Source organism: Marinobacter persicus, from assembly GCF_002934325.1.
In the GTDB taxonomy this organism is placed as follows: Bacteria; Pseudomonadota; Gammaproteobacteria; order Pseudomonadales; family Oleiphilaceae; genus Marinobacter; species Marinobacter persicus_A.
In genome coordinates this window covers 1-20799 of sequence record NZ_PTIV01000037.1, presented here as the reverse complement: position 1 = coordinate 20799, position 20799 = coordinate 1, and the positions used below count along the sequence as shown (strand labels likewise).

The 20799-nt window shown below is 60.0% G+C and carries 19 protein-coding genes; 8 read left to right on the top strand and 11 right to left on the bottom strand.

From position 1 onward, the window contains the following. Positions 1-40 precede the first annotated feature (40 nt). Positions 41-862, top strand: coding sequence for an indole-3-glycerol phosphate synthase TrpC (trpC, locus tag BY454_RS15090; RefSeq protein WP_104417410.1), 822 nt, complete (start codon positions 41-43; stop codon positions 860-862). On the opposite strand, the gene BY454_RS15085 is transcribed toward trpC, so the two are convergent. Together BY454_RS15085 and BY454_RS15080 are read right to left on the bottom strand one after the other, a co-directional pair. Beyond that, positions 863-1477: a DUF4202 domain-containing protein gene (locus tag BY454_RS15085; protein ID WP_104417409.1), complete on the bottom strand. Its 615-nt coding sequence runs from the start codon at positions 1475-1477 to the stop codon at positions 863-865. Positions 1478-1494: 17 nt separating this feature from the next. Then, on the bottom strand, positions 1495-2112 hold the full coding sequence (locus BY454_RS15080; RefSeq protein WP_104417419.1) for a glutathione S-transferase family protein: 618 nt from the start codon (positions 2110-2112) through the stop codon (positions 1495-1497). 139 nt (positions 2113-2251) lie between these two features. Between BY454_RS15080 and BY454_RS15075 the strand changes: the two genes are divergently transcribed. Continuing rightward, a complete protein-coding gene (locus tag BY454_RS15075) occupies positions 2252-2989 on the top strand; it encodes a glutathione S-transferase family protein (protein WP_104417408.1) in 738 nt (245 codons plus the stop codon). Between the two features lie 98 nt (positions 2990-3087). On the opposite strand, the gene crp is transcribed toward BY454_RS15075, so the two are convergent. Then, complete coding sequence (crp, locus tag BY454_RS15070; protein WP_104417407.1) at positions 3088-3729, bottom strand: cAMP-activated global transcriptional regulator CRP; 642 nt, start codon at positions 3727-3729, stop codon at positions 3088-3090. 250 nt (positions 3730-3979) lie between these two features. Between crp and BY454_RS15065 the strand changes: the two genes are divergently transcribed. From BY454_RS15065 to BY454_RS15055, 3 genes are all read left to right on the top strand, one after another. After that, positions 3980-4402 carry an OsmC family protein gene (locus BY454_RS15065; protein WP_104417406.1) on the top strand — a complete coding sequence of 141 codons (423 nt, stop codon included), beginning with the start codon at positions 3980-3982 and terminating at the stop codon, positions 4400-4402. Positions 4403-4516: 114 nt separating this feature from the next. Next, positions 4517-5314 carry an adenosylmethionine decarboxylase gene (speD, locus tag BY454_RS15060; protein ID WP_104417405.1) on the top strand — a complete coding sequence of 266 codons (798 nt, stop codon included), beginning with the start codon at positions 4517-4519 and terminating at the stop codon, positions 5312-5314. Positions 5315-5449: 135 nt separating this feature from the next. After that, on the top strand, positions 5450-6307 hold the full coding sequence (locus tag BY454_RS15055; protein ID WP_104417404.1) for a pirin family protein: 858 nt from the start codon (positions 5450-5452) through the stop codon (positions 6305-6307). 4 nt (positions 6308-6311) lie between these two features. Here BY454_RS15055 and BY454_RS15050 read toward each other — a convergent pair whose 3' ends face one another. From BY454_RS15050 to coaBC, 8 genes are all read right to left on the bottom strand, one after another. After that, positions 6312-10067 (bottom strand): DUF1631 family protein, encoded by a 3756-nt coding sequence (locus tag BY454_RS15050; protein ID WP_104417403.1) that lies wholly within the window; start codon positions 10065-10067, stop codon positions 6312-6314. A gap of 15 nt (positions 10068-10082) precedes the next feature. Continuing rightward, complete coding sequence (gene argA, locus BY454_RS15045; RefSeq protein ID WP_104417402.1) at positions 10083-11390, bottom strand: amino-acid N-acetyltransferase; 1308 nt, start codon at positions 11388-11390, stop codon at positions 10083-10085. Then, entirely contained in the window at positions 11387-12571 is a 1185-nt protein-coding gene (gene argE / locus BY454_RS15040) for an acetylornithine deacetylase (RefSeq protein ID WP_104417401.1), read from the bottom strand. The genes argA and argE overlap by 4 nt, the downstream gene beginning before the upstream one ends. Positions 12572-12593: 22 nt before the next feature. Then, positions 12594-13841 carry an acetylornithine deacetylase gene (locus BY454_RS15035; RefSeq protein WP_104417400.1) on the bottom strand — a complete coding sequence of 416 codons (1248 nt, stop codon included), beginning with the start codon at positions 13839-13841 and terminating at the stop codon, positions 12594-12596. A gap of 23 nt (positions 13842-13864) precedes the next feature. Further along, entirely contained in the window at positions 13865-14761 is an 897-nt protein-coding gene (gene argB, locus BY454_RS15030; RefSeq protein WP_104417418.1) for an acetylglutamate kinase, read from the bottom strand. Positions 14762-14811: 50 nt separating this feature from the next. Further along, a complete protein-coding gene (locus tag BY454_RS17160; protein WP_104417399.1) occupies positions 14812-17466 on the bottom strand; it encodes a phosphomannomutase/phosphoglucomutase in 2655 nt (884 codons plus the stop codon). 90 nt (positions 17467-17556) lie between these two features. Next, positions 17557-18018 (bottom strand): dUTP diphosphatase, encoded by a 462-nt coding sequence (gene dut / locus BY454_RS15020; RefSeq protein ID WP_104417398.1) that lies wholly within the window; start codon positions 18016-18018, stop codon positions 17557-17559. Further along, the gene (gene coaBC, locus BY454_RS15015; protein ID WP_104417397.1) at positions 18015-19229 is read right to left on the bottom strand and encodes a bifunctional phosphopantothenoylcysteine decarboxylase/phosphopantothenate--cysteine ligase CoaBC; all 1215 of its coding nucleotides are present in this window, start codon (positions 19227-19229) and stop codon (positions 18015-18017) included. Before coaBC ends, dut begins: the two co-directional genes overlap by 4 nt. Positions 19230-19390: 161 nt before the next feature. On the opposite strand from coaBC, the gene radC reads away from it, so the two are divergent. The 3 genes from radC (at position 19391) to rpmG (ending at position 20692) form a co-directional block, all read left to right on the top strand. Then, positions 19391-20065 (top strand): RadC family protein, encoded by a 675-nt coding sequence (gene radC / locus BY454_RS15010; RefSeq protein WP_104417396.1) that lies wholly within the window; start codon positions 19391-19393, stop codon positions 20063-20065. Between the two features lie 223 nt (positions 20066-20288). Next, entirely contained in the window at positions 20289-20525 is a 237-nt protein-coding gene (rpmB, locus tag BY454_RS15005) for a 50S ribosomal protein L28 (RefSeq protein WP_011786975.1), read from the top strand. A gap of 11 nt (positions 20526-20536) precedes the next feature. Then, positions 20537-20692 carry a 50S ribosomal protein L33 gene (gene rpmG, locus BY454_RS15000; protein ID WP_091701227.1) on the top strand — a complete coding sequence of 52 codons (156 nt, stop codon included), beginning with the start codon at positions 20537-20539 and terminating at the stop codon, positions 20690-20692. The last annotated feature ends 107 nt before the right edge of the window (positions 20693-20799 follow it).

Here is a 20799-nt window from a genome sequence, read left to right as displayed (position 1 = left end):
GCCTCCCCACCGGCTCTCACGAACTTTTTACGGGTCTGATATGACTGAACGACATCTGGACAAGACACCCACCATTCTTCGCAAAATCGTTGAGCGGAAGTGGGAAGAGATCGACGAACGTAAGCCCAAGGTTTCCGAGGCGGACCTGAAAGCCATGGCCGGCGACCAGGCCCCGGCCCGGGGTTTTGCCAACGCCCTGCGCGCGCGCATCGAGCAGCAGACCCCGGCAGTCATTGCCGAAATCAAGAAGGCTTCTCCCAGCAAGGGCATCATCCGGGACCCGTTTATTCCGGAGCAGATCGCTGAAAGCTACGAGCGCGGCGGTGCGGCGTGCCTGTCGGTACTGACCGATCATGATTTCTTCCAGGGCCACGAGGATTACCTGAAAGCAGCCCGCGCGGCCTGCAGCCTGCCGGTCATCCGCAAGGACTTTATGGTGGCGCCCTACCAGGTGTACGAAAGCCGGGCCATGGGCGCGGACTGCATCCTGCTGATCGCGGCCTGCCTGAGCAAGCACCAGATGCAGGAACTGGAGGGCATCGCCCATGAAATCGGGCTGGATGTGCTGGTGGAAGTGCACAACGGCGAGGAAATGGACGACGCCCTCACCCTGAGCACGCCGCTGGTGGGCATCAACAACCGCGACCTACACAGCTTCGAGGTGTCGCTGGACACCACCTTCGAGCTACACCAGCGCATCGGCACCGAGCGCCTGGCCATCACCGAGAGCGGCATCATGACCCGCGAGGACGTGCAGGCCATGACCAGCCGGGGCATTTACGGCTTCCTGGTGGGTGAATCCTTCATGCGCGCGCCGGAGCCCGGCGAAAAACTGAGGGAGCTGTTCTTCTCCGGGGCCTGATCAGGCCTCGGGTTCGGCCAGGGCTTCCTGCAGCACCGCCAACAGGTGCGGCGGCAGGCCCTCGGCCAGCTTCAGCGCGGCCTCGTGTCCACGGGGGCTCATTTTGTCCCAGGTGCGGCGCACAATGTGCAACCACTTCTCCCGGTCGTAGTCCGGTTTGTCGTCATACAGTTTGGCGAAATACTTCTCCAGGAACACCATGCAGGCGACGTCTTCCAGCAACTGGGTATCTTCGTCCTGGCGCAGCTTGCGCTTGGTAAGGATGGTCTCTACCCGTTCGCATTCTTCCTTGGGGTAGCCACACTCCGCCATGATCTCCGCTGCGCGACGGCCGTGCATGCGCCCACACATCTGGCGCCATAGCAGGTAATTCTTCCGGCCTTCACCGTAGTCACTGCGGGGCATGGTCCAGCGCTCTATGTGCTGTGCCCGGCAGGCAATCTGCATACGGTCACTGGGCTCGGGCTCCAGCTCGAACAGCCAGCGAGTCATGTGCTGGCTGTAGGCGTATTCCTTGGGCAGAGACTGGTGCCCCACCATTTCCTCGTTGGGGTCCTGGAGGTTGGCCTGGTCGATGGCCTCAATGGTGCGTTTCAACATGTCGCTGTCAGTCATGGTTCCTGTCCCTGAGTTCAAACCGAAGCGGATGGGCGGGCCTTGATACGGTCGTACCAGGCCTGCAGGTGCTCCTGCTCCGGCGCAATGCGAATTTTAACCACCCGGGCAAAAGCAATCGTGGCAAACGCGGTAATGTCGGCGGCGGTAAAGCGATTGCAGCAAAGGTACTCTTTATCGGCTAGGTGATCGTTCAGAAAAACCATGAAGTCCTGCACCTGATTGCCGCACTCGTCACCCCACTCCTTGATCGGGTTCATGCGATCGTTGAAGTAACCGGTGCCGTGCTGGAAGCACATGGTGGTTGGTTGCAACAGGTAGAATTCCAGCCAGCGCAACCACTGCTCAACCTGGGCCTTTTCCAGGGCTGTTTCGCCAAAGAGCCTGGGGGTGTCGGGGTAGGCTTCTTCAAAGTAGCGGCAAATCGCGAGGGTTTCGGAAATACAGGTGCCGTCGTCCAGCTCCAATACCGGGACTTTCTTCATCGGATTGCGAGCCGCAAATTCCGGGGTAAGATTCTCACCTTTGACGATGTCCACCTGAACAAACTCTGCCTTTTCCAACAGACCTTTTTCGGCCATGAACATGCGAACCCGGCGGGGGTTGGGCGCGGTACTGGTTTCGTAGATTTTCATGTTGTTGTTGGCTCCAGAATCACAGTCACAGGTTTGGAGACTGACGGCAAATGCCCGGGTCGTCAAGCTGGCGGTTGGCACTCGCGGCAGAAGGACAGACAGGTTAACCTTGGGCCATTCAGATTCCCGGAGACCACCGATGAGCATCAAACTGTACCAGTTCTGCATTTCCCACTATTCCGAGAAAGTACGCTGGGCGCTGGACTACAAGGGCATCAACTACGAACCGGTGAACCTGCTACCCGGCCAGCATCGCAAGACCATCCTCGGACTAACCGGGAGCGAATCATCGGTGCCGGTGCTGGACCATGACGGAGAGGTTGTTCAGGGCTCGTCGCAGATTCTGGACTACCTGGACCAGGCATTTCCGGAAAACCCACTGACCCCACAAGATCCGCAACTAAAGGAACAGGCCCTGACCTGGGAAAAACGATTGGATGAAGAGGCCGGCCCGGCCATACGAACCTGGATCTACCACTACTTCCTGCAGCGCCCGAAAGTGGTGGTGCCCATGCTCACCGCCGGCACACCCTTCTACAATCGCATCCTGCTGAGCCTGGCCTTCAGCCGCGTGGATGAGGTGATGCGCGAGTGGATGAAGATCAATCAGAAAACGGCGGATGCCGCCCAACAAACGCTGGAAAGCCTGCTCACGGAACTGGCGGAGGTGTATGGCCAGCAACCGTTTCTGGTCGGCAACCAGTTCACCCGGGCCGACCTGACGGCAGGCTCACTGCTGGCGCCCCTGTTCATGCCGCCTCAGTATCCGGTGCCCTGGCCCAAGCCTCACAAAGTGCCCCGTCCGGTTCAGGCGTGGCTGCAGGACTGGCAGGACACCGTGGAGCCGGTGGCCAGAATATACCGCGAAAACCGATAACCCGCTGCGCCCTGGGAATGTTGAGAGCAAGGCGCGCTGGCGAAGGTTGGGTGGCGCCCAATCGAGTCAGCGCAACGCAGCTATCGATATTCTCAGGCTCAGCGGGTGCCGTGGACGACCATGGTTTTGCCTTTTACCCGCACCAATCCCTGATCTTCGAGTGTCTTCAGCACCCGCCCCACCATCTCGCGGGAGCAGCCCACAATGCGGCCAATCTCCTGGCGAGTGATCTTGATCTGCATGCCATCGGGATGGGTCATTGCGTCCGGCTCCTTGCTCAGGTCCAGCAGGGTGCGGGCCACGCGACCGGTCACGTCCAGGAATGCCAGGTCGCCCACCTTGCGGGTGGTCTGGCGCAGGCGCGAGGCCATCTGCTCGCCAATAAAGTAGAGCACGCGGGGGTCTTCCTTGGCGATTTCGCGGAACTTGGTATAGCTGATTTCCGCCACTTCGCATTCTGTCTTGGCACGAACCCAGGCACTACGCGAATCCATGTTGTCGAACAGCCCCATTTCACCGAAAAACGCGCCGGCATTGAGGTAGGCCATGATCATCTCGCGACCTTCATCGTCTTCGATGATCACCGTCACCGATCCTTTGACGATGTAAAACAGCGAATCGCTTTTATCACCCGCGTAAATGATGGTGCTTTTGGCGGGATAGTGCCGGCGATGACACTGGGAAAGAAAGTAATCAAGATGTTGGTTTTTCTGCTCAACAGGCTTAAGAATGGTAGCCATGGTTCGGGACGAGCCTCCTGGGGATCTGCTGGTTTCTCATTGTTGTTATTGTTTTTATCCCTACAGATGATGCGGGTTAACAATATAGCCACTTCTTATACCAACAAGGGTATCTTTCGGCAACTCGCATGAATTCTAGTGTCGCCTGCTGCGACAGGGCCTGGAGCGCCATTTGGCGGCTGTCGATACCGGCGGTCTGTGCTAGCATCCGCGATTAACTGCTACCCTATGATTCAGGAGAAAAAACACCATGAAAGCAACCATCGACTGGACCGGCAATGCCAGCTTCAAGGCCACCAGCGGGAGCGGCCACAGCATCCAGATGGATGGCCCGCCCGACCACGGTGGCGAGAACCTGGGGCCGCGCCCGATGGAAATGCTGTTGATGGGGCTGGGCGGCTGCTCCTCGTTTGATGTGATGAACATCCTGAAGAAAGGCCGCCAGGATGTGACCGCGTGTCACACCGAGCTGGAAGCCGAACGGGCCGATGCGGTGCCTTCGGTCTTCACCAAAATTCACCTGCACTTTGTGGTCACCGGCCACAACCTGAAAGAGAAGCAGGTTCAGCGGGCGGTCAGCCTGTCGGCAGAAAAGTATTGCTCCGCTTCCATCATGCTGGAAAACGCTGGCGTGGAGATCACTCACAGCCACGAAATACGGGAAGCGGACTAAGCGTTCCGCCCCCGGAAATTGCGGACATCGAAAAGTGTTTGCAAAGACTATTCAGTGGCATAAGTGCTGTGCATAATACGCCTCTTTTTTACCGGTCTGCGCAAAAGGTGAACAATGACGACGGAAAGCAAACTGCAGCTGCACGGGTTCAACAACCTGACCAAGTCCCTGAGCTTCAACATCTACGATATCTGTTACGCGCAGACCGAAGAGCAGCGGGCGGCTTACATTGATTACATCGATGAGATGTACAACGCCGAACGTCTGACCCAGATCCTAAGCGATGTGGTAAAAATCATCGGCGCCAATATCCTGAACATTGCACGCCAGGATTATGAGCCCCATGGCGCATCGGTCACGATGCTGATCGCCGAACACGAGCTGACCGGCCCGGACGCCAACAACGAGGAATCTCCGGGCCCGCTGCCGGACACCATTGTTGCCCACCTGGACAAGAGCCACGTCACTGTTCACACCTACCCGGAGAGCCATCCTCATGACGGCGTAAGTACCTTCCGGGCCGACATCGACGTGTCCACCTGCGGTCTGATCTCGCCGCTAAAGGTCCTGAACTACCTGATTCACAGTTTTGATTCGGATGTGGTCACCGTGGATTACCGGGTACGCGGCTTCACCCGCGATGTGGACGGCACTAAGCACTACATCGACCACGATATCAACTCGATCCAGAACTACCTGTCAGAGGACACCCAGGCGGCGTACCAGATGATCGATGTGAACGTGTACCAGGAAAACCTGTTCCACACCAAGATGATGCTGAAGAACTTCAATCTTGATAACTACGTGTTTGGCGTGAATGCCGACGACCTCAACCCGAGCGAGGCCCAGTCCATTGAAAGCCGACTGCGCCGGGAGATGCTGGAAATCTTCTATTCCCGCAACGTGGAATAAGCCGTATCGCGGCAGCCTCCGGGCTGCCGTTTTTATTTGTTCAGTTTTTTTGATCACACCTGCCAGAATTCTGCGTTTTCATCCCACCCGGCAGCCGGTTTTAATAGGGGCATGATCCCTTAACAGGAGGCCGGTATGACTCTTCGCGCCATTGCTCAAACCATTCCCGCACTGGAAACCTCAGACGGTGCCGGTGTGCGCATCAAACGCTCCCTGGGCCAACGCCAAAGCATCCGGATGGACCCATTCCTGATGCTGGATGAATTTGGCTCCGACGAGCCCAAAGATTACCTGGCCGGCTTCCCCGCCCACCCGCACCGAGGCTTTGAAACCGTCACCTACATGATTGAAGGCCACATGCTGCATGAGGATCACCTGGGGAACCGGGGCAACCTGCGTAACGGCGGCGTGCAATGGATGACGGCCGGGCGCGGCATCGTGCATTCGGAGATGCCACAGCAGGAGCAAGGGCTGATGCGCGGCTTCCAGCTCTGGCTGAACCTGCCCGCCGCCGAAAAGATGAAACCAGCGGGGTACCGGGACATACAGCCCGAAGACATACCCACGGTGACTTCCCTCGAAGCCACCATCAAGGTCATCGCCGGTGAGCTGGAGATCGATGCCAATACCACAACGGGCGCTGTCAGCGGCGGCACGACCCAGCCCCTTTATGCCGATCTGCAACTGGAAGCCGGTGCCCAACTGACCGTAACAGTGCCTGAGGCCCTTAACGCCCTGGTGTACCTGTACGACGGGGAAGCGGCGCTGGTCACCGACACCGGACGCAGCCCGCTGCAGGAGTCAGCGGCGAGCATCCTGACCGACGGAGACAGTATTTGCCTGACAGCCGGTGACGGCGGTGCCCGCGTGCTGCTGATTGGCGGCAAACCCATTGGTGAACCCATTGCCCAGTATGGGCCATTCGTCATGAACACCCGGGAAGAGATCGAACAGACCCTGCAGGATTTCCGGGATGGTCGGCTGACAGCCTGACGGATTACTGGATCACACTGTTCAGCAACCGGGGCTTCTCGATCAGGAAGCCTTGGGCGTAATCCACTCCCAGATGCTTGAGGACATCAAGCGCTGGACGGGATTCGACTTTCGAGGCAATCACTTCCCGCTTCATGTAGTGCGCCATATCGACCATGGACTTCACCATCGCCTGGTCGGTCTGGCTGCTGTCCACCTGGCCGGTAAAGGCGCTGTCGATCTTGATCAGGTCCACCGGCAGGGAGCGCATGAACTCGAAGGAGCCGGGGCCACTGCCAAAGTTGGCCAGACAGAAACGACAACCCAACTCCTGCATTTCGGCCATGAACTCCGACACCGCCTGAAGGTCCTGGATGGCGGAGGCCTCGGTGAGTTCAAACCACAAGCGCTCAATGGGCGCATCCTTCTCACTGAGCTTTTCGTAGATGAATTCCAGCAAAGACTGGTCATTGAGCGAGTGCCCGGACAGGTTAATGCACACGCCGGCAATCTGTCCGGGATCGGGGGCCTTGTCCCGCAGCCAGTCCAGCATGTGCCCTACCACCCAGCGATCCACCAGCTGCATGCGGTCATAGCGCTCAGCCATGTTGACGAAATCCTGGCCGGTAATCATCTGGCCATTGTCGTCATACATGCTGATCAGCACTTCGTACTGCGCCGGCATCTTCGTCTTCTGGTGCAACGGGATGATCTTCTGGCAGCGCAGCAGCATGCTCTCGTCACTGGGATTACTCAGGCCAGCAACGCGGGCAGCAATCTGCTCCTGGCGGGCCTGTTCGTCGTTATCCGGAGCGTAGTGGGCGACCTTGCCGGGGCCGAGTTTGCGGGCAGCAGAAAGGGCCCGGTCTGAAGCCCGGAGCCAGCGCTCGGCACTGATCAGCTCGGGCAATTCCGGCACCAGACCTATGTTCGCGGAAAGCTGGTAGCTGCGTCCGTCAAATGAGAACGCCTCGGCTTCAAGGGCTTCGACCAACTGAGGGGCGATGGTCTCCGCCTGCTCAGCAGGCACCAGCATGGCAAATTCCGTGTCAGCCATCCGGCCCACGGGCATGCCATCGGTGGCGTGGTGGCGCAGTACGTCGGCCACCTGTTTCAACGCCGCGTCGGCGGCCTGGTAACCGGCAGTATCGCTGAGCAGCCGGAAGCCCCGCAGATCCAGGTGCAGCAGGGACCGGTTATCCTCGTGACGGACCAGTTGCTGTTCCACCATGCGTTCAAATTCGCGGCGGTTCAGCAGGTGCGTCACTTCATCGTGGGTTGAGGCCCAGGACAATTGGTCATAAACGTTGCGCACCATCCGGTCAATGCTCTCATCCACCAGGGGCCTATCATACTGGGTGTCGGGCACGACAATACCCTTGCGCATCTGGCGGGCCAGTTCCGAAAGCTCCAATTCCACCACCCGCATGCCCTGGTGATTCACAAACACGAAACGACCGAAGTTCCGGGCCACCCAGACCAGGCGGATGTACTGGGGTTCGTCCGGCTTGGCCTGATCACGCAACCAGTCGCCGGTGCGCAGCTGACGGGCACGATTGATCCAGCGCTGGAGGCTGCGCTGTTCGCGCTCGTCCAGTGAAGGCTGGCCCTGCCCCACCTCGGAAGCGGCAGGCATTTGCACCATCTCCGGTGGCCGGTCCGGCTTGCGGACCAGAAACCGCTTGAGCTCATCACGGATGTGCGAGGACGGCATGTGGTTACTGGAAATGGATGCCAGGCCATCCTGAATCAGCCGGAGGAGTTCCGGCAGGTTGATGCCGCTATCCGGGTCTTCACCAAAGGCCACCAGGGAATCAATCACCGCCAGGTAATCCTGCCACAGCTGGCTGTCCGGCCCCTGGCGAATCCAGGTCAGTGAGAGCAAATCCCGCCAGCCGCCATCCAAAAGACTGACCACGGCCCTGGGAACGGTTTTACCGGCGAGCCGCTTATCCACGGCCTCAATCACGGCTTCTTTGGATTCCGACACCTTCTGGGCGCCTTCCGCGGCGGCAGTCACCCGTTCCACGTTGCGACGGTAGACCAGGTTCTGGCGGTCAATCAGGCTGTCCAGTTCAGTCACGGTCTGCTCGAAGATACCGGTGTCCTGCTCGAACTCGGTGGCGATTTTTTGTACCAGCTCATCCACGCGGCGCTGCACCACGGGGTTAAGCCGACCGCCTTTCACACCCAACTGCGCCAGGCGGTTCATTACGCCGCGCACCGGGCTGTCCTGATCCTCGAAAAAGGCGGGATCACGCATCACCACTTTCAGCACCGGGACTTCCAGTTGCCGTAACCGGGTCTGGGCAAAATTCCCAATCCGCGGGCTCTCGATCACACTTTTGAAGAAGCGGTCGACCACATCCAGGGTGTCCTGCTGCTCTTCGTTCAGGCGCAGGTCTTCGTTCAGGCGGATTTTCTCAACCACCCGCTCCCGCAGTGAGGTGGGCGACTCGGCCGGCTCAGGCACGTTGACCTGCAGTTCCTGTAACTGCTCCTGCAGTTCCCGAGGTGACACCGGGCGCGCGTTGACTGGAAACGGGTCAACCTCGGCCTGGCCCTGCGCCAGGCGGCTGGCCTGCAACGAGCCTAACAGGTTGCGGACAGTGGCAAAGGCCGTCTGTGCAGCACTCAGGTAGCCCTGGAATTCATTGCCGGAACGCGCCACCGCTGCGGCTTCCATCACACGCCCAGTGGGGTTGCCCGCAGGTTTAGCGGATACGTTTTCCGACGCTGGCTTGCTCTCCGCCTCCACTGGCTCCGCTTTCTTGGGCCGGGGGGCGGTCTGTGTCTGTTCGCTGAGATAGCGGGACAAATCTAGGTCAGGCAGTACACCCTGACGAACCAGAATATTGTTCAGTTCTTCGTAGAGCGGGCCCAGTTGCCGCAACACGGTGTCTTCAAAGGTTTTCAGACAGACCTTCTCAACCTCCCGGACAAACTGAAGCTGGGCCAGCCCTTCATGGAACGCTTCACAGACCAGAGCGGGGCCAAGCGGATTGTGATGACCGGTACGGTTGGCAATGCCCAGGGCGTCCAGACGAAGCTTCAGGGGTAACAGATCGCCCCGGAACAGGGTATCCGCCCGGGTAACCATCACCCGGATGGCCAGCCAGTCTTCAAACTCGTTCTTGTCGACCACGGACAGGCTGGCGGGTGTGCCCTTTTTCTCGGGCTTGAGTGGCGATTCCAGGTGTCGGGCCATCTGCTGCCAAATCAGGCGCTGACGGCTCTGGAGCAGACCCGACGCGTCCATCAGCTCATTCGCCAACTGGTCACTGGCGGCTTTCCGGGCAGCCTGCTGCAAGGCATCATAGGTACGGCCAAAGCAGTTGGTCATCAGGGGTTCAATGAACTGGATAATGGCCCTCGCAGATTGGCGCAAAACGAACTGCACCTGTTCGCTGGGCGCTTTCAGGCTGGCCGGTTGCTGCTCGCCGGTGCTACCGCACAACTGCAACATGGCGTCCAGGGCCTGGGGATTGGGCCGCGTTAGCTGCACACCCATGGCGCCTTCAATTCGTCGGGCCGGTTTCGCGTGCAGCTCATGGCTGCGCTTGCCGTCCGGTCCCCGGAAGCGCACCACCAGTTCTTCCGGCATCCCTCCCACAAAGGCCCGGTCAAGCCGGCTGGAAGTCTCTCCGGAATAGCGAATGAACAGACCTTCCGGGCAGAAGTCGGCAATCTGACAGGGCAAACTGAGCCCGTCACCCGCTTCTATGCGGGCGGCCAGTTTGATTGGTTGACGCGTGCTACTACGACGCTCTCTTGACTCCATCCTGTCCTGCCGTGATCACAAGGGTTTAACGAACACCTTAGAATTGCGCTGGGTATTATAGGTGGCCAGCTTGGGCCCCGGTAGATCCTGCACCGCTGCCGGCAAAAAGCCCCGCTCCCGGAACCAGTGCTCGGTCTGGGTGGTCAGGATGAAGAGGTTGCGGATGCCCTTCCCCCGGGCGAGTTTTTCAATCATCGCCAGCAGCTCATCGCCACGCCCCGAGCGGCGGTAATTCGGGTCCACGGCGAAGCAAGACAACTCCCCGGCGGCTTCCTCGGGATAATCATAAAGCGCGGCACACCCGACCACGGTGCCATCCCTTTCCGCCACTACAAAGCTGTCGATTTCGGTTTCCAGCATTTCCCGGGACCGCCGCACCAGAATGCCCTGCTCTTCCAGCGGCTGGATCAGTTCCAGAATGCCGCCGATGTCTTCCACCCGGGCCTCGCGGATCTGCTCGTAGTTGTCACCGCTGACCAGGGTGCCGGAGCCATCGCGGGTGAACAGTTCCTCCAGCAAGGCCCCATCTTCAGCATAGCTGATGATGTGAGCCCGGCGAACGCCTTTGACGCAGGCATCGCACGCGGCTTTCAGCAAGGCAGCGTCGTGTCCGGTCACACTATTGGCTTTCAGGCGTTCAGAGGCCTGTTGTGCGGAGAGTTCGCGGATCAGGGCACCGTCCTCCTCCAGCAGCCCCTCATCGTCGATAAAGACGATCAGCTTTTCCGCTGCCAGAGCGGCGGCCACCTGACTGCCCACGTCTTCGTAGGACAGATTGAAGGCATCACCGGTAGGCGAGTAGCCCATGGGAGGCAGTAGCACGATATGGCCCCTTTCCAGGAGTTGCTCGATGCCACGCGTCTCAATACGGCGCACTTTGCCGGTATAGCCGAAGTCGATGCCATCCAGCACACCAACGGGCTTGGCGGTCACATAGTTGCCACTGCTGACCAGAATACGGGCGTTGTGCATGGGCGAATTCACCAGTCCCATGGACAACTGGCTTTCGATATAGGCCCGCAAGCCGCCAATGGCCTCCATCACCAGGGGCAACTGGTTGTCCGGGGTGATGCGCAGGTTGCCGGCGAAGGAGGATTCCAGGCCGGCTTCATCCAGGCGGGACTGGATCTGGGGGCGCGCGCCAAAGGCCACCACCAGTTTCACGCCCAGGCTACTGAGCAGGGCGATGTCGTGGATGATGTTGATGAAGTTGCGGTGCTCTATGGCATCGCCGGGCATGGTCAGTACCACCGTCCGGCCCCGGTGCGCATTGATGTACGGGGAGGAATGGCGGAACCCGTGCAGCCAGTCGTTTGATTTCAAGCCTCTTTCCCCTCAAGACAGAACTGTTTAATCAGGCCGCGCAGGATATCCAGCGTCGGCTCAAGTTGCGAGAGTTCCAGGTATTCGTCGGGCTGGTGCGCCTGGTCAATGGAGCCCGGTCCCATCACCAGGGTTTCCATGCCCAGCTTCTGCAGCCAGGGCGCCTCGGTGGCAAACGCCACGGCGTGGGCGGTGTGGCCGGTCAGCTTTTCACAGGCTTTCACCAGGGCAGCATCGGCCGGGGTCTCGAAGGGCGGAACGCCGTCGAACAGGGGCTCGAAGGTCAGGCCCAGTTCCCGGCGTTCGGCCACCGGCTGCAGCCGGTCCAGGATTGCCTGGCGCAGGCCCGCCATGTCCATGCCTGGCAGCGGGCGGAGGTCAAAATGCAGCTCGCACTGGGCACAGATCCGGTTGGGGTTGTCGCCCCCGTGGATGCAGCCCAGGTTCATGGTGGGCACCTGCACGCGGAAATTGGGGTTCTGGTATTGCGACTGCCACTGCTGGCGCAGGCTCAGCAGTTCCCCCATCGCCTCGTGCATGCCTTCCAGGGCATTACGACCCAGGCCGGGGTCTGACGAGTGCCCGGATTGCCCTTCGAATTTCAGGCGCTCCATCATGATGCCCTTGTGCATGCGCACCGGCTGCAGGCTCGTAGGCTCGCCAATGACCGCGTAACGGGCCTTGGGTTTGCCGGCCTCGGCCAGCGCCCGGGCACCGTTCATGGAGCTTTCTTCGTCGGCCGTGGCCAGGATGATCAATGGCTGCTGCAGTGGCTGATCCACAAACGCTTTCGCCGCTTCGATGGCCAGCGGGAAGAAGCCTTTCATGTCACAGGTGCCCAGGCCGTACCAGCGGTTATCCTTCTCGGTCAGGGTGAAGGGGTCGCTCTGCCAGCGCTTGTCGTCAAACGGCACGGTATCGGTGTGGCCGGACAGCACCAAGCCACCGGGGCCACTGCCCAGGGTGGCAATCAGGTTGTACTTGCCCGGCATGCCGGGCACTTCCAGGATCTCCACGGTGAACCCCATCGGCTCCAGCCATTCGGCCAGGGTGCGGACCACCGCCTCGTTGCTGTGATCCCAGTCGGCCGACGCGCTGGAGATCGAGGGCAGGGAAATCAGCCGGGTCAGCATCTCCTGGATGCCCGGTACCTGACGGGATGTGTCTGTGCCTTGCACCATGACTGCCTCCTGGCTTTGGGTGTCAGTCTGGCTGGGCCCTGCGCCAGACCTCAAATGTGCTGATTGCGCGTTTCAGGATCGGATAGACCACTTCACCAGTGTCGAGCATACGGGCAATTTCCAGTTCCCGGTCACCCACGAGTTCCAGGCGACCTTCCACCTGTTTGCCACTATTCAGTGTGACCCGTACCTGGCGCCCCAGCCAGTTTTCGGCGGAGATCAGGGTTTCAACCGACCATGCCGGCCCGCGTGCCTCGCCCTGGGTCGGCTGCGATTCTGCCGGCTCCTTGGCGGATTCCGGTTCCGGTGTTTCAATGCGGGTGAGATAAACCTCGGGTACCCGGTTGCCATTCCAGCGTACCGGCCAGTTGCCCGGCTCTTCGGCCTCGGAGCCATGAACGGGTATACCCAGGGTTGGGGATTGCGGCGTCACCGGAAAACTCAGTTCGCCACCCTCGGCCAGCCACCGGCGGTACAGGGCCAGCAGCTGCTTGCTGGGCTGGTAACCCCGAGCCGCCAACCCTTCGGTTAGTGCGTCCGAGGCCTCCGTGAGCCATTGTTCAAGCTCCAGGCCGGTTTCGCGAACGCAATAGGCCGACAGTTTGCGCATAAGGCCGGCGTCCCGCAGGGTCACCTCAATGGCTTGTGCACTGGAATCGGCAATGGCCTCCGGTCGTTGCAGGTTGAGACGGGCCTCTGGCCAGCGCAGCTCGAGGCTGCCGGTTTTACCGGTATTAATCTCCATCACCAGGGCATCAACGGTTTGCCGTAGCAGGATATCGCCCGCCAGTTCCCGGATGCCCATGCGCAACAGGTCACCACTGCCTGGCTGCTGCCTCGCATCGGGGCCACAGGAAAGGGCGACCAAAGGCTGAGCGGTGGTCTGAGGAGACGCGCCCTGGGTCACCCAGGTGCGAAACATGGCCGGCTCCAGTTGCAGGGTCACGTTGTCAGCGGTGAGGGTCCAATTGGCGGGCAGGGGCCTGGGGTCCAGCAAAAAGCTCAGCAGTGTGACCGGAGAGCCCGCATCGAACGTTACCTGCCCGGCCTCAAGGGGTCGGGTCAGGCGGAAGTCCTCCCAGCCAGCCTGCTTCAGTACCAGGGCACCACCGAACGTTGAGCCAATCTGACCACGCTTGAGAACGCCGTAGTCGGAGAGCGCGGTACGGGCTTGTGCCAGGCGCTGGTCCGCCAGGTACCAGACGCCGGCCTTGTAGCCGGCGACCACCACAATCCCTGTAATCACAAGCAAAGACAGCAGGCGTTTCATCCGTTGGCTCCCGCTCTGGTGACTCAGTTGCGGGAAATCAGGGTACCGACACCTTCATCGGTAAAGATTTCCAGCAGGCATGCATGGGCGACACGGCCATCGATGATGTGGGCCGTTTTCACGTCGTTTTCGACCGCATTCAGTGCACAGCGAATCTTGGGCAACATGCCGCCATGAATGGTGCCATCTTCAATCAGGTCATTGACCTGCTGGGCCGTCAGGCCGGTCAGCACCTTGTCGTTCTTGTCCTTCAGGCCGGACACGTTGGTCAGCAGGATCAGTTTCTCCGCTTTCATGGCTTCGGCCACCTTGCCGGCCACCAGGTCCGCGTTAATGTTATAGGAGGCACCATCCGGCCCCACACCGATCGGGGCGATTACCGGAATCACGTTGCTGCGGGTGAGCATGTCGATCACATCCACATTCACGCTGGCCACTTCGCCCACGTGTCCGATATCAATGATTTCCGTACGCTCCAGTTCTTCGGATCGGTTCACCACTTCCAACTTGCTGGCGCGAATCAGGTTGGCATCCTTACCGGTCAGGCCAACGGCTGTGCCACCGTGGGAGTTAATCAGGGAGACGATCTCCTTGTTCACCTGGCCACCGAGCACCATCTCGACCACATCCATGGTTTCGGAATCGGTTACCCGCATACCGTTTACGAAGCGGGACTGGATATTCAGGCGCTCCAGCAATTCACCGATCTGGGGACCGCCACCGTGCACCACAATCGGGTTGATGCCCACCAGCTTCATCAGGACCACATCTCGGGCGAAGCTGCTCTTCAGCTCCTCGTTTTCCATGGCGTTGCCGCCGTACTTGATGACAACGGTCTTGCCGGTAAAGCGTTGTATATAGGGCAGGCCCCGGCTTAATACCGAGGCCACTTGCATTGCGGTTTCACGATCCAGCGCCATGGTTTGGTCAATGTCCTTGCGGTTCAAAATGGGTTGTCAGTCAATTCAGTTCAGAAATCCGGAACCACGTCCGGAGCGGCCTTCTGCAGCTGGTCACGGAATACGCCTTTGATCCGTTCCAACGCTTCCTCGGTTTCCGCCTCAAAGCGCAGCACCAGTACCGGCGTGGTGTTCGAGGCGCGGCACAGGCCCCAGCCATCGGCATAATCCACGCGGATACCATCAATGGTGCTGATGTTGCCATCACCGAAGTCGCCCTGCTCGCCCAATCGCTTGATAATGGCGAACTTCTCACTTTCGGTGACTTCCACGTTGAGCTCGGGCGTGCTGATGTCCTCCGGGAAGTCGGCGAAGATCTCGTCGCTGTGACGGTCTTCAATGCCCAGGATTTCCAACAGACGGGCGGCGGTGTACAGGGCATCGTCAAAGCCGTACCAGCGCTCGCCAAAGAAAATGTGGCCGCTCATTTCACCGGCCAGCAGCGCACCGGTTTCCTTCATTTTCGCCTTCATCAGCGAGTGGCCGGTTTTCCACATGACCGGGCGGCCGCCAGCTTCGGAGATCACCCCGGCCAGTCGACGGCTGCATTTTACGTCATACAGCACATCGGCGCCGGGGTTTCGGGATACCACGTCACGGGCCAGGAGCATCAGCAGGCGGTCCGGCCAGATGATCTTGCCGGTGTTGGTTACCACGCCCAGGCGGTCACCATCGCCGTCGAAGGCCAGGCCGATGTCGGCACCGGTTTCCTTGACCTTGGCAATCAGGTCTTTGAGGTTGGCCGGTTGGCCGGGGTCGGGGTGGTGGTTCGGGAAGTTGCCATCCACCTCGCAGTACAGGGGTGTCACTTCACAACCCAATTCTTCCACCAGCATCGGGGCCAGCTCACCGGCGATGCCGTTACCGGCATCCACCACCACCTTGAGCGGCGCGGCCACGGCGATATCGCCGACAATACGATCCAGGTACGCCCGACGAACATCCTCCCGGGACTGGGCGCCCTGGCCGGCATTGAAGTCCGCGTTCTGGGTCCGTTGGTACAGTTTCTGGATGGCTTCCCCGGACAGGGTCTCGCCGCCCAGCATGATCTTCAGGCCGTTGTAATTGGCCGGATTATGACTACCAGTGACCATCACGCCAGAGCCGGTCTGCAGGTGATGGGTAGCGAAGTACAAGACTGGCGTGGGCACCGCACCCACGTGAATCACGTTACAGCCGGTAGCCATGACGCCACGGGCCAGGGCATCGGCCAGTTCCGGGCTGGAGTGGCGACCGTCGTAACCGATGCACAGCGCTGTCACACCACGATCACCCGCTTCGGACCCGATGGCCCGGCCAATGACTTCCACCACCTCGGCCGACAGGTTCTCACCAACAATGCCCCGAATGTCGTAGGCCCGGAACATTTCCTGGGCGATGGAGACTTCCGGTAGCGCGTTTTCCAGCACATCCGGAATATCTTCATCAAACAACGGATCACTGGAGGATTTTGAGCCTCCACTACCGAAGCCAAGGACGTCCTCGTCGCCATCCAGCATGTCGATGTCAGGTACGTCACTGTCCTGGAACAGCGGATCTTCCTCTTCCGAGGCTTGGGCCTTTTTCGTTGGGGCCGGCTTGGGCCGGGCCTGTTCACTCGCTTTGGCCACCCGCTTTTCAACCACCTGGGACAGGCGGTGGAACACTTCGCCGGTGGAGGCCACCATGTCCCAACGGAAGTCCGGCTGCTTGACCTTTTCACCCCCGAACACCTTGTGAGCCCACTGGATCAGCCCGGCCAAATCCTGGCGCAACCCACGCTGGGCACCGCCCACCAGAACCCAGACCACAATCACGGCCAGCACAATGGGAATGGCGACCACTGCAGCCACCATTACCAGGCTCACTGCCGGCTCGGGGGATCCGGCCGGTTGGTAGGCCACGGACCAGTCCGGATTGATCAGTCGACGGGTTTCGGTGGTGCCCGAGCCGTTGCCGGCAGAAACCACTGTCTGGGCATTGCCGGAAATGGTCTGCACCAGGGCTAGCCGGCCATTCATGTCGGTGTGACCAAGGGTAAGCAGGGGGCGAAGCTGGTTAGCCGGGTACACCGCCAGCAGGCTACCAAGGACGGCCCCACCTTCCGATTGCTGGATGGGAGCGGCAAACTGGAGATACCAGCGACTGTTCCTGGGGAAAGCATCCGGCAACAGTGAACGGCCCTGCTCCGCCCGGCGTGCCAGCTCCAGCCCGGCGAAACCGAGCAGGGTGTCGTTCTGGCCAGTGCGGGGAATCTCGCGGCGAGGGAAGATGAAAACGTCGCTCACCCCGGGCAATGCAGCCTCCAGCTCATTAGCCAAAGCGGCTGGATCGGCACCATTCCTCATGGATTCAATAACATAAGGCTGGCTTGCGATCGCCTGCACCTGGGCCTGCTGCTCGGAAAAATGGCGGTTCAGGCTCTGTTGCGCACTGTCGGCCTGTTGAGCCCGCGCCTGATCAAACGAACTGGTGGCGGAGGGGGTCAACACCACAAAATGCAGCAAGGCGGTAATTGCCACGCCCGCCAGCAGGATGACAAGTGCCTGACTCAGGGCCACGGAGCTCAGTTTCTTGAGCTTGTTGCCGCCATTGCCGTTATTGTTCTTCTTTTTGAATTTTTTCTTGGGTTTCACGTCGTCAGCGTCAGCTGGCGATTCCTGAGCTTTCTTCCTGCCAAATTTCATAGAGCATCCCGCTTGTTGTTACGCCCCGAACCAATCGTTGTCCGGCAATTATAGACGCCAGCGCGGCAACCTGCGCCGACTCAGATCAGGTCAGTGGCGGCCAGTGGAACCAAAACCGCCCTCGCCTCGAGTACTGGCATCAAACTCCGACACCACCTCAAAGTCCGCCTGCACCACCGGCACCAGGACCAGCTGCGCGATTCGCTCGCCAACATTGATGGTGAACGTGGACTGCCCACGGTTCCAGCAGGACACCATCAACTCACCCTGGTAGTCCGAATCGATCAGACCCACCAGGTTACCCAGCACGATCCCATGCTTGTGCCCCAGACCACTGCGGGGCAGGATCATGGCCGCCAGGGAAGGATCGGCAATGTGGATCGAAAGCCCGGTCGGTATCAGGTAAGTATCGCCCGGCTCCAGGGTGACCGGTTCCTTGAGGCAGGCACGCAGATCAATGCCCGCCGACCCGTCCGTTGCGTATGTGGGGAACGGAATCTCGCCGCCGATACGGTCATCCAGAATTCTTAACTGTAATGTCTGTTTGCTCATGGGTGTGTGACCTTGTCGCTGTGTTGGGCAATCAGCGCCACCAGGCGCTCGGCAATCGCCAGCTTGGTATCCGGGCCAATCGATGTCTGGCCTTGCGGCCAGAACACCGTGACCGCATTGCGATCGCTGTTAAAGCCCAGGCCTGGCGAGGACACGTCGTTGGCCACGATCATGTCCAGTTTCTTGCGCCGCATCTTGTCGGTGGCGTAGTGCTCGACATCACTGGTTTCCGCGGCGAACCCGACCGTGAAAGGCGCATCCGGGCGCGCTGCCACCGAAGCCAGGGTGTCGGGGTTGCGCACCAGCGAGAGGTTCATCGACTCGCTGGATTTCTTGATCTTGTTAGCCGCCTGACTTTCCGGGCGATAGTCAGCAACGGCGGCAGTCGCGACGAACACATCGCAACCCTCATCCACTGCTTTCTGGGACGCCGCCAGCATCTCCTCAGCGGTTTCCACCGGCACTACCTGTACGCCCTCGGGCACGGGAATCGACACCGGGCCACTGACCAGCGTGACTGAAGCCCCGGCTTGAGCGGCGGCCTCGGCAATGGCGTAGCCCATTTTTCCGGAGCTGTGATTGGAGATGTAACGCACCGGATCGATGGGTTCCCGGGTGGGCCCGGCGGTGATCACCAGGCGCTTGCCAGCCAACACGCCAGCAGGGATTGCGCCCACCGCATTCAACAGCCGATCAGCCAGATCCTCGGGCTCCAGCATCCGGCCCAGGCCGGTGTCGCCACAGGCCTGATCACCCTGGCCTGGACCCCACACCGAGATTTGCGGGTCGTCGGCCAGCAGTGCCATGTTCCGCTGGTTACGATGGTTCTTCCACATGGCCTGGTTCATGGCTGGCGCTACCGCGATGGGCGCTTCGGTGGCGCAGCACACGGTCGTTAGCAGGTCATCCGCCAGGCCATGGGCCAGCCGGGCCAGGAAGTCGGCCGACGCCGGTGCGACGACGACCCGGTCTGCCCATTTCGCCAGCTCAATATGGCCCATACCGGCCTCGGCCTCCGGATCCAGCAGCGAGGTGCGCACGGGCTCTCCACTAAGAGCCTGGAAGGTAAGCGGCCTAACGAACGCCTCCGCCCCGCCAGTCATCACCACACGGACCTCGGCCCCGGCTTTTTTCAACAACCGAACCAGCTCAGCACTTTTATAGGCGGCAATGCCGCCGGTAATTCCCAGCAGTATGCGTTGGGCAGCCATGATGGGCTCCGTAATTGCCTGACATGAAAGGGCCATACAATAACATGGCCGGCGTCACCGGGCAGGCCGGCAGTTTTTCAAATGTTACCTTTTGCAGTAACCTTTGCAATCAGCCCAAAGGATGCAGGACGCGTCCTCCCTCGTTGCAAGGAAGCCATACCATGAAGGATCTCACCTGGCCCACCGACGAACGCCCCCGGGAACGACTGCTGGCTCATGGCCCGGAAGCCTTGTCGGATGCCGAATTGCTGGCCATTTTTCTGCGCACGGGTACCCAGGGTACGCCGGTAATGGCCCTGGCCCGTCAATTGGTAGAGGAATTTGCAGGCCTGCGGGGTCTGATGACCGCCTCACGCAGACAATTCTGCGAAGTCAAAGGGCTGGGCACCGCTAAGTACGCTCAGGTACAGGCGGCCATGGAAATGGCGCGACGGGTCATGGACGAGCCTCTACGCCAGGGTGATCCACTGCGTTCGCCGGCGGACACCCGGCGTTTTCTGACCAGCCGCCTGGGCACCTATCCGCACGAAGTGTTTGCCGGGTTGTTTCTGGACAATCGCCACCGGGTCATTCAGTACCGGGAGTTATTCCGGGGCACCATTGATGGTGCGGCGGTGTACCCGCGAGAAGTGGTGCGCCAGGCGCTGGAGGATAACGCGGCAGCCGTCATCTTCGCCCACAACCATCCCTCCGGCGTGGCGGAGCCCAGCCAGGCAGACATTTCCCTGACCCGGCGGCTCAAAGAAGCCCTGGGACTGGTGGATATCAGGGTTCTTGACCATATGGTTATTGGTCACGGTGAGGTAATATCGCTGGCAGAACGGGGATTGATGTAGTTAATGGAGCTAAGACGCCACCAATATCTGGCCAAATTCCCAACAATTTTTTGCGTTGGGCAGCCAGTTCTGGTATAAAAGCGTCCCTTTCTGGCGGCGTCTGGCAGGCAGCGTTCCGTTTAAAGGCGCGAACAGGGAGCAGAACCGGCTCCCGGGCAACCAGAGACGCATTAAAACGAATTCGTATTGATTATTAAGACCACTGCTCAGGTCGGAGGCAAGTATGTCCAGAGTTTGTCAGGTTACCGGTAAGCGTCCGGTTACCGGTAACAACGTTTCCCACGCGATGAACCACACTCGTCGTCGTTTTCTGCCGAATCTGCAGAACCACCGCTTTTGGGTTGAGTCCGAAAAGCGTTTCGTGAAGCTGCGCGTTTCCACCAAGGGCATGCGCATCATCGACAAAAAAGGCATTGACGCTGTGCTGGCCGATCTTCGTGCCCGCGGCGAGAAAGTATAAGGAGCCGCATCATGCGCGAGAAAATCAAGCTGGTATCTTCAGCAGGCACTGGTCACTTCTACACGACCAAAAAGAACAAGCGTAACACCCCGGAAAAGATCGCTATGAAAAAGTACGATCCGGTGGTTCGCAAGCACGTTGAGTACAAGGAAGCCAAGATCAAGTAATTGATCCGGCCTCATCGAGTAGGAGGGGGAGTCACCTCCCCCGTCCTCTCACACCACCGGGCATACGGTTCCGTACCACGGCGGTTCATGGTTGGCGCTGAAGCCGA

Bases quoted from the DNA above. Each gene is read 5' to 3' on its own strand.
- trpC (WP_104417410.1), top strand. From the start codon at position 41: ATGACTGAACGACATCTGGACAAGACACCCACCATTCTTCGCAAAATC.
- BY454_RS15085 (WP_104417409.1), bottom strand. From the start codon at position 1,477: ATGACTGACAGCGACATGTTGAAACGCACCATTGAGGCCATCGACCAG.
- BY454_RS15080 (WP_104417419.1), bottom strand. From the start codon at position 2,112: ATGAAAATCTACGAAACCAGTACCGCGCCCAACCCCCGCCGGGTTCGC.
- BY454_RS15075 (WP_104417408.1), top strand. From the start codon at position 2,252: ATGAGCATCAAACTGTACCAGTTCTGCATTTCCCACTATTCCGAGAAA.
- crp (WP_104417407.1), bottom strand. From the start codon at position 3,729: ATGGCTACCATTCTTAAGCCTGTTGAGCAGAAAAACCAACATCTTGAT.
- BY454_RS15065 (WP_104417406.1), top strand. From the start codon at position 3,980: ATGAAAGCAACCATCGACTGGACCGGCAATGCCAGCTTCAAGGCCACC.
- speD (WP_104417405.1), top strand. From the start codon at position 4,517: ATGACGACGGAAAGCAAACTGCAGCTGCACGGGTTCAACAACCTGACC.
- BY454_RS15055 (WP_104417404.1), top strand. From the start codon at position 5,450: ATGACTCTTCGCGCCATTGCTCAAACCATTCCCGCACTGGAAACCTCA.
- BY454_RS15050 (WP_104417403.1), bottom strand. From the start codon at position 10,067: ATGGAGTCAAGAGAGCGTCGTAGTAGCACGCGTCAACCAATCAAACTG.
- argE (WP_104417401.1), bottom strand. From the start codon at position 12,571: ATGGTGCAAGGCACAGACACATCCCGTCAGGTACCGGGCATCCAGGAG.
- BY454_RS15035 (WP_104417400.1), bottom strand. From the start codon at position 13,841: ATGAAACGCCTGCTGTCTTTGCTTGTGATTACAGGGATTGTGGTGGTC.
- argB (WP_104417418.1), bottom strand. From the start codon at position 14,761: ATGGCGCTGGATCGTGAAACCGCAATGCAAGTGGCCTCGGTATTAAGC.
- BY454_RS17160 (WP_104417399.1), bottom strand. From the start codon at position 17,466: ATGAAATTTGGCAGGAAGAAAGCTCAGGAATCGCCAGCTGACGCTGAC.
- dut (WP_104417398.1), bottom strand. From the start codon at position 18,018: ATGAGCAAACAGACATTACAGTTAAGAATTCTGGATGACCGTATCGGC.
- coaBC (WP_104417397.1), bottom strand. From the start codon at position 19,229: ATGGCTGCCCAACGCATACTGCTGGGAATTACCGGCGGCATTGCCGCC.
- radC (WP_104417396.1), top strand. From the start codon at position 19,391: ATGAAGGATCTCACCTGGCCCACCGACGAACGCCCCCGGGAACGACTG.
- rpmB (WP_011786975.1), top strand. From the start codon at position 20,289: ATGTCCAGAGTTTGTCAGGTTACCGGTAAGCGTCCGGTTACCGGTAAC.
- rpmG (WP_091701227.1), top strand. From the start codon at position 20,537: ATGCGCGAGAAAATCAAGCTGGTATCTTCAGCAGGCACTGGTCACTTC.